At 62.4% G+C, this 15,941-nt stretch carries 16 protein-coding genes; 4 read left to right on the top strand and 12 right to left on the bottom strand.

Annotated elements, in window-relative coordinates; all coding sequences use genetic code 11:
- Positions 1-204: 204 nt before the first annotated feature.
- The 5 genes from ACMGGN_RS12440 to ribBA form a co-directional block, all read right to left on the bottom strand.
- On the bottom strand, positions 205-1,353 hold the full coding sequence (locus tag ACMGGN_RS12440) for an ABC transporter ATP-binding protein (RefSeq protein ID WP_115275266.1): 1,149 nt from the start codon (positions 1,351-1,353) through the stop codon (positions 205-207).
- Positions 1,354-1,372: 19 nt separating this feature from the next.
- Complete coding sequence (locus ACMGGN_RS12435) at positions 1,373-2,182, bottom strand: ABC transporter permease (RefSeq protein WP_046787199.1); 810 nt, start codon at positions 2,180-2,182, stop codon at positions 1,373-1,375.
- A gap of 6 nt (positions 2,183-2,188) precedes the next feature.
- On the bottom strand, positions 2,189-3,106 hold the full coding sequence (locus tag ACMGGN_RS12430) for an ABC transporter permease (RefSeq protein WP_414156811.1): 918 nt from the start codon (positions 3,104-3,106) through the stop codon (positions 2,189-2,191).
- Positions 3,103-4,128: a polyamine ABC transporter substrate-binding protein gene (locus tag ACMGGN_RS12425; protein ID WP_046787197.1), complete on the bottom strand. Its 1,026-nt coding sequence runs from the start codon at positions 4,126-4,128 to the stop codon at positions 3,103-3,105. Before ACMGGN_RS12425 ends, ACMGGN_RS12430 begins: the two co-directional genes overlap by 4 nt.
- A 289-nt stretch (positions 4,129-4,417) precedes the next feature.
- Positions 4,418-5,533 (bottom strand): bifunctional 3,4-dihydroxy-2-butanone-4-phosphate synthase/GTP cyclohydrolase II, encoded by a 1,116-nt coding sequence (gene ribBA / locus ACMGGN_RS12420; protein ID WP_125923280.1) that lies wholly within the window; start codon positions 5,531-5,533, stop codon positions 4,418-4,420.
- Between the two features lie 78 nt (positions 5,534-5,611).
- Between ribBA and ACMGGN_RS12415 the strand changes: the two genes are divergently transcribed.
- Entirely contained in the window at positions 5,612-5,905 is a 294-nt protein-coding gene (locus ACMGGN_RS12415) for a DUF1330 domain-containing protein (RefSeq protein ID WP_125923281.1), read from the top strand.
- 100 nt (positions 5,906-6,005) lie between these two features.
- Positions 6,006-6,752, top strand: a complete 747-nt coding sequence (locus ACMGGN_RS12410; RefSeq protein WP_119688675.1) for an SDR family oxidoreductase — start codon at positions 6,006-6,008, stop codon at positions 6,750-6,752.
- 10 nt (positions 6,753-6,762) lie between these two features.
- On the opposite strand, the gene ACMGGN_RS12405 is transcribed toward ACMGGN_RS12410, so the two are convergent.
- The 3 genes from ACMGGN_RS12405 to ACMGGN_RS12395 form a co-directional block, all read right to left on the bottom strand.
- Positions 6,763-8,838: a PAS domain-containing protein gene (locus tag ACMGGN_RS12405; protein ID WP_414156810.1), complete on the bottom strand. Its 2,076-nt coding sequence runs from the start codon at positions 8,836-8,838 to the stop codon at positions 6,763-6,765.
- Positions 8,839-8,939: 101 nt separating this feature from the next.
- Positions 8,940-10,349: a GntR family transcriptional regulator MpaR gene (mapR, locus tag ACMGGN_RS12400; RefSeq protein WP_115275260.1), complete on the bottom strand. Its 1,410-nt coding sequence runs from the start codon at positions 10,347-10,349 to the stop codon at positions 8,940-8,942.
- Positions 10,350-10,472: 123 nt separating this feature from the next.
- Positions 10,473-10,712 (bottom strand): DUF3203 family protein, encoded by a 240-nt coding sequence (locus ACMGGN_RS12395; RefSeq protein ID WP_046787191.1) that lies wholly within the window; start codon positions 10,710-10,712, stop codon positions 10,473-10,475.
- A gap of 192 nt (positions 10,713-10,904) precedes the next feature.
- Between ACMGGN_RS12395 and ACMGGN_RS12390 the strand changes: the two genes are divergently transcribed.
- Positions 10,905-11,420, top strand: coding sequence for an MgtC/SapB family protein (locus tag ACMGGN_RS12390; protein ID WP_414156809.1), 516 nt, complete (start codon positions 10,905-10,907; stop codon positions 11,418-11,420).
- Between the two features lie 531 nt (positions 11,421-11,951).
- Here the strand turns inward: ACMGGN_RS12390 and ACMGGN_RS12385 are convergent.
- The 3 genes from ACMGGN_RS12385 to ACMGGN_RS12375 form a co-directional block, all read right to left on the bottom strand.
- Positions 11,952-12,851 (bottom strand): hydroxymethylglutaryl-CoA lyase, encoded by a 900-nt coding sequence (locus tag ACMGGN_RS12385; RefSeq protein ID WP_174141666.1) that lies wholly within the window; start codon positions 12,849-12,851, stop codon positions 11,952-11,954.
- Between the two features lie 20 nt (positions 12,852-12,871).
- Positions 12,872-13,270: a MerR family transcriptional regulator gene (locus ACMGGN_RS12380; RefSeq protein ID WP_046787188.1), complete on the bottom strand. Its 399-nt coding sequence runs from the start codon at positions 13,268-13,270 to the stop codon at positions 12,872-12,874.
- A gap of 110 nt (positions 13,271-13,380) precedes the next feature.
- Positions 13,381-14,259, bottom strand: coding sequence for a helix-turn-helix domain-containing protein (locus tag ACMGGN_RS12375; RefSeq protein ID WP_115275258.1), 879 nt, complete (start codon positions 14,257-14,259; stop codon positions 13,381-13,383).
- A 130-nt stretch (positions 14,260-14,389) separates the two neighbouring features.
- Here ACMGGN_RS12375 and pobA point away from each other — a divergent pair, with 130 nt between their 5' ends.
- Positions 14,390-15,577 (top strand): 4-hydroxybenzoate 3-monooxygenase, encoded by a 1,188-nt coding sequence (gene pobA, locus ACMGGN_RS12370; protein WP_115275257.1) that lies wholly within the window; start codon positions 14,390-14,392, stop codon positions 15,575-15,577.
- 132 nt (positions 15,578-15,709) lie between these two features.
- On the opposite strand, the gene ACMGGN_RS12365 is transcribed toward pobA, so the two are convergent.
- Entirely contained in the window at positions 15,710-15,892 is a 183-nt protein-coding gene (locus tag ACMGGN_RS12365; RefSeq protein ID WP_039604431.1) for a hypothetical protein, read from the bottom strand.
- Positions 15,893-15,941 lie beyond the last annotated feature (49 nt).

The raw sequence follows: 15,941 nt of genomic DNA, 5'->3' as shown, positions 1-15,941 counted from the left end.
CCACCGTCGCCAAGTGCGACTGCGGCACGCAGTCGCCTCCAGGTACAAACACCACGGGCTTGAGAGGGCAGCGCCGGACTTGTCGTGGCCCCCGACGCACCGGCTCCCGTTTCACCCCGCGCGCGGCGGCGCAGGATGCCTGAAACTGGCGCGCGTATGACTATTGGGCGGGATGCGCGTCAATCATTTACCTGCTGCTGATGCTCAGTGCGCGCCGGCCGACTTGCTCAGGTCGCTTTGCGCCCATTCGGTGTAGATGCAGGCATCTGCAACCGCCCAGCGGACCTTCACGGTGTCTCCGGGCTGCATGGACATACCCGCAGCCGACAGTGCTTTCACGGTCAGTTCAGTACCGCCCGGGGTCATTACATGGCAGGTCTGGCTTTCGCCGAGGAACAGCACCTCGCCGACCTTGGCAAGCACTTCGTTCCAGCCCGCGGGCAACGGCTCGCGTGCAGCCTGGTCGGCGGTGAGTGCCAGGGCCTTTTCCGGGCGTACCATGATCAGCGCATCCTGGCCCGCCGCCAGGCCAGGCGTCAGGCGGATCGCTACTGGCTGGCCTTCGAAACTGCCGGCACCGTTGCTGCTGGCCGTGATGCGCAGGAAGTTGGAGTTGCCCAGGAACGAGGCGACAAAGGCGTTGGGCGGGTTCTGGTAGAGGTCATAGCCGGTGCCCAGGCCGACGATCTTGCCGTGGCTGAAGATGGCGATGCGCTGGGACAGGCGCATGGCTTCTTCCTGGTCGTGGGTGACGTAGACGATGGTGATGCCCAGCCGGCGGTGCAACTGGCGCAGTTCATCCTGCAGGTCTTCGCGCAGTTTCTTGTCCAGCGCGCCGAGTGGCTCGTCCATCAGCAGGATGCGTGGTTCGTACACCAGGGCGCGGGCAATCGCCACACGCTGTTGCTGGCCGCCCGACATCTGCGAGGGTTTGCGATGGGCGAACGCCTCCAGTTGTACCAGCTTGAGCATGGCGTCGACCCGCTTCTTGGTTTCTGCCGCGCCGAGCTTGCGGATGGCCAAGGGGAAGGCGATGTTGTCACGCACATTCAGGTGCGGGAACAGCGAGTAACGCTGGAACACCATGCCGATGTCGCGCTTGTGCGGTGGCACATTCACCAGCGACTGGCCCTCGACCAGAATCTCGCCGCTGCTGGGCGTCTCGAACCCGGCCAGCATCGACAGGGTGGTGGACTTGCCCGAGCCGCTGGAGCCGAGGAAGGTGAGAAACTCGCCGTCCTGGATTTCCAGGTCGAGATTATCCACGGCGGTGAAGTCACCGTAATGCTTGTTCAGGCCGCGCAGGCTGACCAGGGTCTTGTTGTGCGCGTTGTCTTTGATCACTGCACTCATTGTTGTTTTCTCCGGGCGCTCAGGCGTTCGTTTCGGTGCGCCGGCGCAAGGCGGCGGCAATGACCATGACCATCAGCGACAGGCCGATCAGCAGCGTCGAGGCGACGGCGATCACCGGGCTCAGGTCCTGGCGCAGGGTGGTCCACATCTTCACGGGCAAGGTTTGCAGGTCGGGGCTGGCCATCATCACGCTCAGTACCACCTCGTCCCACGAGACCAGGAAGGCAAACAGGCCGCCGGCGATCATCCCCGGGCGAATGGCCGGGAAGGTCACCTTGAAGATCGCTTGCAGGCGTGAGGCGCCGCAGATCACCGCGGCATCCTCGATCGACTGGTCGAACAGCTTGAGCGAGTTGATGATCGAAATGATGGTGAAGGGCAGGGCGACGATCACGTGGCTGACCACGAAGGCGAACAGCGTGCCGGTATAGCCGAGCTTCAGAAACAGTGCATACACCGCCACGGCAATGATCACCAGCGGCACGATCATCGGCATGGTGAACAGCCCGTAGAGCATTTCGCGGCCGGGGAAGCGGCCACGCACCAGGGCGAATGCAGTAGGCAGGCCCAGCAGCACGGCGGCGATGGTGGTCAGCACGGCGACCTTGAAGCTGGCCAGGGCGGCGTCCATCCACTCCGGGTTGGCGAAGAACTGCGCATACCACTTGAAGGTCCAGCCTGGTGGCGGGAAGACCAGCCACTGCGATGAGCCGAACGACAGCAGGATGATGAACACTACCGGCAGCAGCAGGAACGCAGCAATCACGCCGGTGGTCAGGTACAGGCCCGTGCGCAGCGGGCGCCCCATGGCATTGGGAGACAGAAGCATGGCGGTTTACCTCGCGTTGCCGACCGGTGATTCCGGTTGCAGCTTCAGGTACAGGTAGAAGAGCACCAGGGTGATGACCACCAGCAGTGCGGCGGCGGCGCTGGCCATGCCCCAGTTAAGGAACGATTGCACCTGCTGGATGATGAATTCGGGCAGCATCATGTTTTGCGCGCCACCAAGCAGTGCCGGGGTGACGTAGTAGCCCAGCGACATGACGAACACCATCAGCGCACCGGAGAACAGCCCCGAGCGGCACAGTGGCAGGAACACCTTCCAGAAGTTGGTCCAGGGGCTTGCGCCGCAGATGGAGCCGGCCTGCAGGACCATCGGGTCGATGGCGTGCATGGTCGCCTGCAGCGGCAGCACGATGAACGGGATCATGATGTAGCTCATGCCGATCACCACGCCGGTCAGGTTGTGCACCATTTCCAGCGGGGCATCGATGATGCCCAGCGCCATCAACGCCTTGTTGATCACCCCCGAGCCCTGCAGCAGCACCAGCCACGAATAGGTACGCGCCAGCAGGCTGGTCCACATCGACAACAGCACGATGTTCAGCAACCAGCGGCCCCAGCCGTTGGGCACCAGGGTGATTGCCCAGGCCAGCGGGAAGCCCAGCAACACGCTGATCAGGGTGACGACGCCGGCCACCGAAAAGGTGTTGAACAGTACCCGCGCATACGCCGAGTTGGCGAACAGCTGCTCGTAGTTGCCCAGCCCCGGCACCGGCTCCAGCACGCCGCGCAGCAACAGGCCGATCAGCGGGGCGAAGAAGAACAGGCCAAGGAACAGCAGGGCGGGCAACAGGTTGCGGCTGCCTTTCCAGCGCTGGCCGAGGCTCACGCGGCGCGGGGCCGTCCCCGGAGCGCCGGTGCCCGTGGGGGCACCTTGCGCGTTTTGCAGGGCATTGATGGCGACTTTCATTTCACCAACCACTCATTCCAGCGCGCGGCGATGGCCTGGCCGTTCTTGGCCCAGTAGGCGAAGTCCAGGGTGACCTGGTCCTGGGCGTAGGCGGTCGGCAGGTTCTGCGCGAGGTCTTTGTCGAGTTTGGCCACGCTGTCCAGGTTCACCGGCGCGTAGGCGGTCTTGTTGGCGAACTCGGCCTGGCCTTCGGCGCTGCTGGCCTGGGCCAGGAACTTCATGGCCGCGTCCTTGTTCTTGGCGCCCTTGGGGATGACCAGGAAATCGGCCATGACCAGGTTCTGCTTCCAGCTCACGCCCACCGGCGCTCCATCTTGCTGCAGGGCGTAGACGCGGCCGTTCCAGAACTGGCCGAGCGAGGCTTCACCGGAGGCCAGCAGCTGCTGCGACTGGGCACCACCGCCCCACCAGACGATGTCTTTCTTGATGGTGTCGAGTTTCTTGAAGGCGCGGTCCAGGTCCAGCGGGTAGAGCTTGTCGGCTGGCACGCCGTCGGCCAGCAGGGCCAGTTCCAGTACGCCGGGGCTCGGCCACTTGTACAGGGCGCGTTTGCCGGGGTAGGTCTTGGTGTCGAACAGCGCGGTCCAGTCCACCGGCTTGTTGGCGCCGAGCTTGCCTTCGTTGTAGCCGAGCACGAACGAGAAGAAGAACGAACCGACGCCATGGTCGGAGACGAAGCGTGGGTCGATCTTGTCGCGCGCGATGGTGTTGAAATCGAGGGGTTCGAGCAGGCCTTCACTGGCGGCACGCAGGGCAAAGTCGGCTTCCACGTCGACCACGTCCCACTGCACGTTGCCGCTCTCGACCATGGCCTTGAGCTTGCCGTAGTCGGTCGGGCCGTCCTGCACCACTTTGATGTTGGTCGATTTGCTGAAAGGTACGGCCCATGCTTCTTTCTGGGCGTCCTGGGTGGTACCGCCCCAGCTGACGAAGTTGAGGCTGTCGGCGGCCTGGGTGGCCTGACATGCCAGGGTCAGCAGGCTGGCGGACAGCACTGCGGTTACACGTTTGCTCAACAGCATGGTTACGCCCTCGTTGCTTTTTGTTATTCGAGGCGGGCTGGTAGTGCGCCCGCCAACAGTATTCGGGGAGCAGCTAAAACAATGTGTCGGTGGCCGTTTGGTGAGTGTAGGTGGCGGCCTGTGATTTCAAGGTCTACGGGATATCATATTATGGTATTCCAAGATTTTGGCAAGAGCGGGAGGCTACCGGCCATCACTCTTTCTCGCCTCGAAGCTGCAAGCCTCAAGCTGCGAGCTTCAGGTCAAAGCAGATCGCGTTGCGCCGCAGATCCGCTTTAACTTGCAGCTTTCAGCCCTGGGGCTCGAAAGGTATGCTCTGCACCACTTCCAGCTCATACCCGGCCAAGCCCGCATACTTGAGCGGTGGGCCCAGGTGGCACAGCTTGCCAACGCCCAGGTCCTGGAGAATCTGCGCGCCGGTGCCGACTTCCGAGTACACCTTCGATTGCCCACGCTGGTAGGGGCGCAACGGCTGGGTCAGTTGCGGTATGCGCTCAAGCAGCGCCTGCGACGATTCATGGTTGGCCAGGATCACCACCACCCCGGCACCTTCCTCAGCGACCTTCTGCAGCGCAGCCCACAAGGTCCAGTTGGCCGGCCCGGCATATTCGGCACCGACCAGGTCGCGCAGCGGGTCGATTACGTGCACGCGCACCAGGGTCGGCTGTTCGCGGTGGATATCGCCCATCACCATGGCCATGTGCACACCGCCTTCGATACGGTCTTCATAGGTCACCAGGCGGAAGGTGCCGTGCACGGTCGGCAGTTCGCGTTCACCAATGCGCTTGATGGTCTGCTCGGTGCTCAGGCGGTAGTGGATCAGGTCGGCGATGGTGCCGATCTTGATGCCATGCCGGGCGGCGAACACTTCCAGGTCCGGTCGACGGGCCATGGTGCCGTCGTCGTTGAGCACCTCCACGATCACCGACGCCGGGGCAAAACCGGCCAGGCGTGCCAGGTCGCAACCCGCTTCGGTATGGCCGGCGCGGTTCAGCACACCGCCTTCGCGGGCGCGTAGCGGGAAGATGTGGCCGGGCTGCACCAGATCCTCCGGGCGGGCATCGGCGGCCATGGCTGCAGCCACCGTGCGTGCCCGGTCGGCCGCAGAAATACCCGTGGTAACCCCCGTAGCGGCCTCGATCGATACGGTGAAGGCGGTGCTGAACGCACTGCCGTTGGCCGGTACCATCTGCTCAAGCCCCAAGCGCTGACAATGCTCGTCGGTCAGTGTCAGGCAGATCAGGCCCCGCGCTTCGCGGGCCATGAAGTTGATGGCCTGAGCGTCGCAGCGCTCGGCGGCGATCAGCAGGTCGCCTTCGTTCTCCCGATCCTCGTCGTCAACCAGCAGCACCATCTTGCCTTGGCGGTAGTCCTCGAGGAGTTCTTCGATCGTGTTGAAAGCCATGCTGCACGCTCACTGTGAATGGGTGATTATTATGGTATACCATCATACACAAATAGTTTTGCAACAGGAGAGTAGCGGATGAAAGCGTATTGGATTGCCCACGTGGACGTGACCGACCCGGAGCAGTATCAGCAGTACACCCAACGTGCGCCCGCCGCCTTTGCCGCATTCGGCGGGCGGTTCCTCGCCCGGGGCGGGCGCAGCGAGGCGCTGGAAGGGCGGCCAACCCCCCAGCGCAGTGTGGTGATCGAGTTCCAGACCTACGAGCAGGCGCTGGCCTGCTATCGATCCGAGTTGTATCAGCAAGCGTGCAGCCATCGCCAAGGGGTGGCCAAGGCAGAGGTGATCATCGTGGAAGGGTTCGAGCCCTGAGCTCGGGCTGATATCGCCTGACCTGTTGTGCTGGGTCATTCCCAGCGGCTGGCTTTTCCCCTATTGTCGACGCTATCTTTCCAAGCGATTTGGCAGGGCCATGGAGAAAGTCATTGTCATCACCGGCGCCAGCCGTGGCATCGGCGCCGCCACCGCCATGCAGGCCGCCCGCGAGGGTTACCGCATCTGCATCAACTACCACGCCGATGACCAGGCCGCGCAAGGCATTCTTGCCCAGGTGCGCGCACTCGGCGCCCAGGCCATCTGTGTGCGTGCAGACGCCAGTGTCGAGGACGAGGTGATCCAGCTGTTTCATCGCGTCGATGAAGAGCTAGGCCCCGTCACCGCACTGGTGAACAACGCCGGCACCATCGGCCAGCAAAGCCGTGTCGAAGGCATGTCGGAGTTCCGCCTGCTCAAGGTGATGAAAACCAATGTGGTCGGGCCGATGCTTTGCGCCAAGCACGCATTGCTGCGCATGGCACGCCGCCACGGCGGCCAAGGCGGGGCCATCGTCAATGTGTCATCGGTCGCTGCGCGCCTGGGCTCACCCAACGAATACGTCGACTACGCCGCCTCCAAAGGTGCCCTCGATACCTTCACCATCGGCTTGGCCAAGGAGGTGGCAGGTGAGGGGGTGCGGGTCAATGGCGTGCGCCCAGGCTACATTCATACCGCCTTCCACGCCCTGTCCGGCGACCCCGACCGTGTCGCCAAGCTCGAGCCTGGCTTGCCCATGGGACGCGGCGGCCGCCCGGAAGAAGTGGCCGAGGCGATTCTCTGGCTGCTGTCAGACAAGGCGTCTTATTCCACTGGCAGTTTTCTCGACCTGGGCGGCGGGCGCTGAGCGCCACCGCTCACGGCTGCCTGGCCGCCAGCAGTTGATGGACGCACTCGGCCAGCGCATCCAGCTCGAACGGTTTGCCCAGTACATGGCTGCCTTGCAGCAACTGATCGTCTCCCAGCGCCACACTGTTGTCATAGCCGGTGATGAACAGCAGTTCAAGGCCGGGATACTGTTGCCGGTAGCGCTCAGCCACCTGGCGACCGTTGGGGCCGTCGGGCAGGCCGATGTCGCTTAACAGCAGGTCCGGCCGCTCGCTGCCTTGCAAGTGTGCCAGGGCGGCAGCGCCAGTCTCGAAGGCTTCGACCTGATAACCCTGTTCTTCCAGCACCTCGCGGATCACCAAGCGCAGAGCTAGCTGGTCTTCCACCAGCACGATGCGCTGCCCGCCCGCACGGTGCCTATCCAGTGAGCCGGTCTTGGAGGGCAGGGCCTGCTGCACGGGCTGTGCGTGATGGCGCGGAAGGTACAGTTCAACGCGTGTGCCCTTGCCGGGTTGAGAAAGCAAGCGTAACTGCCCGCCAGACTGGCGCACGAAACCGTAGGTCATCGACAACCCAAGGCCGGTGCCCCGGCCGATGGGTTTAGTGGAGAAGAACGGGTCGAAGGCGCGTGCAACCACTTCCTCGCTCATACCGCAGCCGTTGTCGACAACGCTGAGGCGCACGTAGTCGCCGCAGGGCAACCCTAAAGGGCGTGCCTGATCGCTGTCGAGCGCCACATTGTCGCCATGAATGCTGATGACACCACCGTCAGGCAGCGCGTCGCGGGCATTGATGCACAGGTTGAGCAATGCGCTTTCCAATTGTGGCGGGTCGATAAAGGTTGGCCAGAGTTCAGGCGCGAACCGGCTGTGCAGGGAAATGGAAGGGCCGATCGTTCGGCGCACCAGCTCTTGCATGTCGCCCAGCAGCGCCGCCACCTCGGTGGAACGTGGTTGCAGGGTTTGCTGGCGCGAAAATGCCAGCAGTCGGTGCACCAGCGACGAGGCGCGTTTGGCCGTACTGTTGGACAGTTCGAGTAAGTTTTCAAGCCCGGTATAGCGCTGTTGTCGCAGGCGCAGCTGGATCAGTTCCTGGGTATTGAGGATGCTGCCCAGCAAGTTGTTGAAGTCATGTGCGATGCCGCCGCTAAGCTGCCCGACGGCCTCCATTTTTTGCGCCTGACGCAGGGCCTGCTCTGCGTTGGCAAGGCGTTGCTGCTGCTGTACCCGCTCGCTGATGTCGTAGGCGAACAGGTAAGCACCCATCGGGGTACCTGCAGCATCGCGCAGGGCATTGAAGCGCAGTTCATAATGGCGCTGGTCCGGCGGCTGGCCGAATGCACCGGTTGCGGTGAACTGCTCGCCCTGCAGTGCCCGTCGCCACAAGGGCAGGATCGCATCCCGGTCTGCGGCATTGTCACCCATCAGGGGGGGCATGCAGGCGCCGACTACCGGTGTCTGACCATACAGGAACCGGAAGTCCTCCCTGGCCTTGCGATTGACGGCCAGCCAGTGCATGCCGCTATCGAGCACATGCACGTTGGCTGCGCTCTGGTCGATAAGCTCTGCGAACAGGCTGCGCTGTGCCAGGGCTTCGCTGACCCTTTGCTCCAGGTGCGCATTGAGCTGCTCGAGGGCCTGCTCGGTCTTGCGTCGCTCGGTGACATCCTTGAACAGAACCGCAACCTGCCGGCGCTGCGCCGGCTCGACGCGAAAGCTGCTCACTGACAAAACGCGGCCGCTGGCTCGCAATTCCTGCTCGAATTGCAGGGGGGTGCCTGTATGCAGCACTGGACCGTAGCGGGCAACCCAGGCGTCGGCTTCATCAGGCAATATGTCGCGCATTTTCTGGCCGGTCACGTCAGCGATGCCGGCATGCCTGGCATAGGCCGGGTTGACGAGCACGTGCACGTAATCACTCAGCGGGCCATGCGGGCCGTCAATGAATTCGATGATGCAGAAGCCTTCATCCATGCTCTCGAACAGAAAGCGGTAGACATCGAGGCCCAGATGCGGGTGTTGCTGCAGTTCGGCTTCAAGCTGCGCGTTACGGCGGCGCAGGGTTGCGATTTCCTCGCGCAGGGCGAGCATCTCGTTCAGAGGCATTGGCGACGTCCGGCAGCGGTGCGTGGCCAGACTTTAACGCGACGGCTCTGGTACGCCTAGCCGCCATCTCGCCAGATTGCGCACGAGTGGGCAGTTTGCCGTCAGAATGAGCGGATGATGCGGCCCAGGGTTTCCATGGCCCGTTCGGCGGTGTCGCCCCAAGGGGTGCCGTAGTTCAGGCGGATGCAGTTGCCAAAGCGGCGGGTGGGCGAAAATATAGGGCCCGGAGCGATGCTGATGCCTTGGGCCAAGGCCATGTGGAACAGTTTGAGTGCATCTATCCGTTCGGGCAGTTCCAGCCACAGAAAGTAGCCGCCAGAAGGCTGGCTGACTCGCGTCTGCGGCGGAAAATACCGCGAGATGGCGGCGAGCATGTTGGCTTGCTGGCCCTCCAGGGCATAGCGCAGTTTGCGCAAGTGGCGGTCATAGCCGCCGTGTTCCAGGTAGTCGGCAATGGCGGCCTGGGCCGGCATCGAGGCGCACAGCGAGGTCATCAGCTTGAGCCGTTCGATCTTCTGGGCAAAGCGCCCGGCGGCTACCCAGCCAATGCGGTAACCGGGCGCCAGGCTCTTGGCGAACGAGCCGCAGTGCATCACCAGGCCTTGCGTGTCGAAGGCCTTGGCGGGCTTGGGCGCCTGCTGCGAGTAATACAGCTCGGCGTAGACGTCGTCCTCGATCAGCGGCACCTGATGGCGCTGCAGCAACGCCACCAATGCCTGTTTCTTCGCCTCGGGCATGCTCGCGCCCACCGGGTTCTGGAAGTTGGTCATGCACCACACGGCTTTGACCGGGTGCTTTTCCAAGGTCTGGGCGAGCGCGGCCAGGTCCATGCCTTCGCGCGGCTGCACGGGTATCTCCACTGCCTTGAGCTTGAGCCGTTCCAGCACCTGGAGGCAGGCGTAGAAGGCCGGTGCTTCGACCGCCACCAGGTCACCCGGCTCGGTGACCGCCTGCAGGCACAGGTTCAGTGCTTCCAGCGCGCCGTTGGTGATCAGCAATTCCTCCATGGGCAGCATCAGCCCGCCGACCATGTAGCGCAGGGCGATCTGCCGGCGCAGTTGCGGGTTGCCCGGTGACAGGTCGGTGACCACCATGCGCGGGTCCATGGCCCGGCTGGCGCTGGCCAGCGAGCGCGACAGGCGCTGCAGCGGGAACAGTTCCGGGCTGGGGAATGCCGACCCGAACGGCACGGTGTTCGGGTCCTTGATCGACTCGAGTATCGAGAACACCAAGGCGCTGACATCCACGTCAGTCGATTCGCTCAACGGCTCCATTGGCTGTGGCTCGCTGAACTGACGCGGTGCATGGGCAGTGACGAAATAGCCTGAACGCGGCCGTGCGCGGATCAGCCCGCGGCGTTCAAGCAGGTAGTAAGCCTGGAACACGGTCGACGGGCTGACCCCGTGCGTCTGACTGGCGTAGCGCACCGAAGGCACGCGCTGGCCGGGGCCGAGCACGCCGGAGCGGATCAGTTCGGCAATGTCATCGGCAAATCGTTCGTAGCGTTTCATGAGGGCTCGGCAAGCAGGGTGAACAGGCAATTCACCCACACTATGGCCCCGAAGCGGTTTTCAGTACAGGCTCAGGCCATGCACCAAAAACCGGATCAGTTGCCGGGCAGTGCTTCTGCCGCGCTAGATTACCGAGCCAGGAACGCTCGCCTTCAAATGCTTTCGGCTGTCCACGGCACCGGCGACGGTCAGCGCGTCGGCTTCGGCTTCGGTGATCGGGACACGCTGGCCTGCGAGCAGTGCCACAGACATGTGCAACTGCTCATCTGTAACGATCTCGATGTCCGGGCCATCGCCTTCGATGCGCAGGTCTTCGCCTATGAGGGTGCAGCGGCGGGTGCTTTCTTCGATTTCGACGGGCATGGGATGGTCCTCCGGGTTGCGGTTACAGGTGTGACCGCGAGCGGTAGCAGGTTGCTGCATCAAGCTGCTGCACGGCACTTTATCGGGTGTGCACGGGTCAACCCACAAAGGCGCCTCTGCCGGCCTTTTCGCCTGCATTGCTCGTGAATGGAAGGTGGGGGCAGCACACAGCTTGCGTCTGAGAAACGACCCATGGACCTCATCTGGCAAACCATTCAAGCAGAATTCGCCGACATCACCGAAGTGCGCGACGTCACCCGTATCATCCTGCGCCTTTTGATGGCAGCCATTCTGGGGGCCGTTCTGGGCTTCGAGCGCGAGCACAAAGGCAAGTCCGCTGGTGTGCGTACACATATGCTGGTGTCGATGGGCGCTGCATTATTCGTGCTGGCGCCAAGCATGGCCGGTGCCGATGAGCAGGCCTTGAGCCGGGTGATCCAGGGTATCGTCGCCGGTATCGGTTTCCTCGGTGCCGGCACCATCCTCAAAGGTAATGGCCGCGATACCAGCCACGTCAAAGGCCTGACCACGGCCGCCGGCCTGTGGATGACGGCGGCAATCGGTACCGCTGCAGGCATGGGGCGTGAGGCGACGGCGCTGATCAGCACAGTGCTTGCGCTGCTGGTGCTGGCCACGATGCCGATAGTGGTGGAGAAGGTCGAGGGGCAGGACGAGGAGAAACAGCAGGAGGAGGGCAGGAAGCACTGAGGGGAGCCGAAGCTCCCCTCAAAGCGTTGTTGCCTGCTCTTTTCTTATTATTGAGGCCGGCCTTTTGTTGTTTTTGTAGGCCTGCCTTGGTGTTGCGGGTGACCCCCAACCGGGGTCAAGAGCAAACGTATTTTTTTGAGCGCTGACCTGCTTTCATCCTGGGGATCCGATGCTGACTGCCGCTACCTTGAGGTAGTTTTATTGTTCTGTGCCAGACCGCGGGGCGAACCCCTGAAAAGCGTGTCTACTCCAAAAAAATCTGCTTGCTGCGCCTCTGCCGTGTTGTTCTTGTTATGTCAGAGCCGTTACATGTTGTTTTTATTGGGTATCGCATTTTTTGTTGTTGTTGTACCAAAGATATAGCAGGTGCCGTGCCAACTTTTTAAAACCCTTGAAAATCAATGGTTTGGCCTGATTCGCATGATTTGGGTGCCGTGAAATTCTGTCGAATTGTTTCCCTGTTACCCGATTTTTTGCTGACGGCTGTGGGGGCGGTAACACTCACCCACACATACGTGACAACCGTGTGAATCACTGTGCGCTGCGTGCCCGCGCCACACGAGAGCCGTTGGCCCGGCCCAGCACCTTGCTGATCCGCTGCCCGGCGGCGATCAAGCGGCCCAGGTCGATGCCGGTTTCAATCCCAAGCCCTTGCAGCAGGTACACCACATCCTCGCTGGCGATATTGCCCGTTGCGCCCTTGGCATAGGGGCAACCCCCAAGGCCGGCCACCGAGCTGTCGAACACGCTGATGCCTTCGAGCAGGCTGGCATACACGTTGGCCAGCGCCTGGCCGTAGGTATCGTGGAAGTGGCCGGCCAGTTGCTCGCGCGGCACGTGCGCCGAAACTACCTCGAACAGCCTGCGTGTATCGCCTGCGGTGCCAGTACCGATGGTGTCGCCCAGAGAGACTTCGTAGCAGCCCATGTCATGCAGGGCCTTGGCCACAGGGGCGACCTGTTCGGCACTGACCCTGCCTTCATACGGGCAGCCGAGCACGCAGGAAACGTAACCGCGCACCCGCACACCGTGGCTGCGCGCCGCCTGCATGATCGGCTCGAAACGCTGGAGGCTCTCACTGATCGAACAATTGATGTTGCGCTGGGAGAACGCTTCGGAGGCGGCGGCGAACACTGCCACTTCCTTCACCCCGGCCGCCAGGGCGTCTTCGAAACCCCGCAGGTTGGGCGCCAGGGCCGCATAGGTAACACCCGCGCGTTGCTCGATAGCGGCAAACACGTCGGCAGAGCCGGCCATCTGCGGCACCCATTTGGGCGAAACGAAACTGCCGACTTCAATGTAGGCCAGCCCGGCGTCGGTAAGGTCGTCGACCAGGCGCACCTTGTCCGCGACACTGATGGGCTGGGCTTCGTTCTGCAGGCCGTCGCGAGGGCCGACTTCGACCAGGCGGACTTTTTCGGGCAAAGGCATGGTGGGGTTCCTGTGGCGGGTCAGCGGTTGTCGTTATTGTTCAATGTTGCGGCCAGGGCCTGTTCGCAACGTTCCTGGGCGGTGTCCAGCTCCAGTTGCATCTGGTGAATATCGAGCATCTGTTGCTCAAGCTGGGCGCGGCGCTCGGCGATCTTTGCCAGCATGCTGTTGAGTTGCTTGAGGTTACCGCTGCTGGGGTCGTAGAGCTCGATCAGTTCACGGCATTCGGCCAGCGAGAAACCGATGCGCTTGCCGCGCAGTATCAGTTTCAGGCTGACCTTGTCGCGTGCCGAATAGATGCGTTCCAGGCCGCGGCGCTCGGGGCTGAGCAGGCCCTGTTCCTCATAGAAACGTATGGCGCGGGTGGTGATGTCCAGCTCGCGGGAGAGGTCGGAAATGCTGTAGGTCTGGCTGCTCATGCGTGGGCTCGGCGTGGAGTATGGCGGTATCCTGAATGCAGGTTGACGTATACGTCAAGCAGGGTGTTGCGGGTGTGTCGCTCTTTGCTGTCCAGTACAGGCATTGCCAATCAATCAGGCTGCACCGAGCGACGATAACCATTGGGTGTCCGCCCACTCAAGCGCTTGAAGAACCGTGCAAAGTAGGTCGGATCACTGAACCCCAGGCTGTCCGACAACTGCCCGATGCTCATGCGTGTGTAGATCAGGTTTCGCTGTGCCTCCAGCAGCAGCCGCTGGTGCACCAGTTGCAGTGCGCTCTGCCCGCTCAATGCCCGGCACAGCTGGTTGAGCTGCAGGCTCGGGATCTTCAACCGCGCGGCAAAGTCCTCCACCGACAGGTGCTCACGGTAGTGCGCTTCGACCAGGCGCAGGTATTGCCCCAGCAACTGACGGTCACGTTCGTCGCGGTTGCGCGGCGCCTGGCCCAGTTGCTGGCGACGGCTGATCCACACCATCAGTGCGGTCACCAGGGCTTCGAGCAGGGGCGCGCGTGCCGGAGCATGGCCCTGGTATTCCTGCTGCAGCGTGTCGATCAGGCTGCGCAGATGCACACGGTCCTTGCCCAACGGGTAACAGGCAGGCTTGGCCAGCACCCCCAGCGGTGCACCCAGGCGTTGCTCGAGGTTGGCTACCAGCGCGGTGCCGAAGGTCAGCACATGCCCCTGGATATCGGCACTGAAGCGAAAACCGTGCACGGTCAGCGGTGGCACCACCTGGATTGCCGCTTCGCCAATGGCACTGCGCACGCCCTCGATCTCTACCTGAGCCTGGCCACGTTGCACATACAGCAACTGAAACAGTTCGGCGTGCTGGTGCGGTTTGATTTCCCAGTGGTGCAGGCGGCTGCGGGCCGGGATCGACTCGCAATGCAGCAGGTCCGTACCGGGCCATGCCTGGTTTTCGCCATACAGCTGAAACAGCGGGACGCCGGGGAGTGACGATTTCATGAGCGGCTGGCCTGTCCGTTAATCGAACGCTTTTTATAAAAGTGCAGGTTTTGCATCGGATAGCACAGCTATTGCGCCTGTGCTGCCCGTAAAAATGCAGCTAGAAATCTAATAACACGAGAGAACAACAATGAAAACTCAGGTTGCAATCATCGGTGCAGGTCCGTCTGGGCTTCTGCTTGGTCAACTGTTGTACAAGGCCGGGATCGACACCGTCATTCTTGAACGTCAGACGCCTGACTATGTACTTGGCCGCATCCGTGCCGGTGTGCTCGAACAGGGTACCGTCGACCTGCTGCGTGAGGCAGGTGTTGCCGAGCGCATGGACCGCGAAGGGTTGGTGCACGAAGGTGTCGAGCTGCTTGTAAGTGGCCGCCGCCAACGCCTGGACCTCAAGGGCCTGACCGGAGGCAAGACGGTCATGGTCTATGGCCAGACCGAAGTGACTCGAGACCTGATGCAGGCGCGCGAAGCCAGCGGTGCGCCGATCATCTATTCGGCCAGCAATGTCCGGCCCCACGAGCTCAAGGGCGAACGGCCGTACGTAACCTACGAGAAGGACGGCCAGACCCATCGCCTGGACTGCGACTACATCGCCGGCTGCGACGGCTTCCATGGTGTTTCCCGCCAGAGCATCCCCGAAGGTGTACTCAAGCACTACGAATGTGTTTACCCGTTCGGCTGGCTAGGAATGCTGTCCGATACGCCGCCAGTGAACCACGAACTGATCTACGCCCATCACGAGCGTGGCTTTTCGCTGTGCAGTCAGCGTTCGCAGACACGCAGCCGCTACTACCTGCAAGTACCGCTGGATGAACGCGTGGAGGACTGGTCCGACGAGCGTTTCTGGACCGAACTCAAGGCCCGTTTGCCTGAAGACGTGGCAGCGCGCCTGGTCACCGGCCCGGCGCTGGAAAAGAGCATTGCTCCCTTGCGCAGCCTGGTGGTCGAACCCATGCAATATGGGCACCTGTTCCTGGTCGGTGACGCCGCACACATCGTCCCGCCCACCGGGGCCAAAGGCCTCAACCTGGCGGCTTCGGACGTGAATTATCTGTACCGCATCCTGGTCAAGGTCTACCGCGAAGGGCGCACCGACCTGCTGCAGCAGTACTCGCCCTTGGCGCTGCGCCGCGTGTGGAAAGGCGAGCGCTTCAGCTGGTTCATGACCCAGTTGCTCCATGACTTTGGTGAGCACAAGGATGCCTGGGAGCAGAAGATGCAGGAGGCGGACCGTGAGTATTTCCTGTCCTCACCTGCGGGGCTGGTGAACATTGCCGAGAACTATGTGGGGTTGCCGTTCGAGGATGTGGTTTAGGGGCAGTGCATTTAGAGCGCTTGCGATCAAAAAAGAGGCCTGCAGGTTAATACCGGTCAGTTAGCGTTAGCAGGGCTGCTATGCAGCCCAATCGCCGGCAAGCCGGCGATTGGGCCTCGGAAATTGCGAAGATCAATGCGCCTGCGCGTGACGGCGCACCCGATTGACCGGCTGCTGCTTGGCCGGAACCTGCGGTGGCAGGTGGTGATGGTGCTGTGCATGACGCCGCACGATGCGTAGTACACCCCAGAGCATGGCGGCAGCGACGCTAAGCCACATACCTACCAGCATGAGGATTGCCATGGTCAGGCTCATGTCTACCTCCTTCTCTTGGGCCAGCTTTCGGCTCACCCTCCAGATATTG

The organism is Pseudomonas sp. BNK-30 (genome assembly GCF_047456185.1).
In the GTDB taxonomy this organism is placed as follows: domain Bacteria; phylum Pseudomonadota; class Gammaproteobacteria; order Pseudomonadales; family Pseudomonadaceae; genus Aquipseudomonas; species Aquipseudomonas putida_E.
The sequence above is the reverse complement of the archived record's forward strand: the minus strand, read 5'-3'. Positions and strand labels throughout refer to the sequence as shown.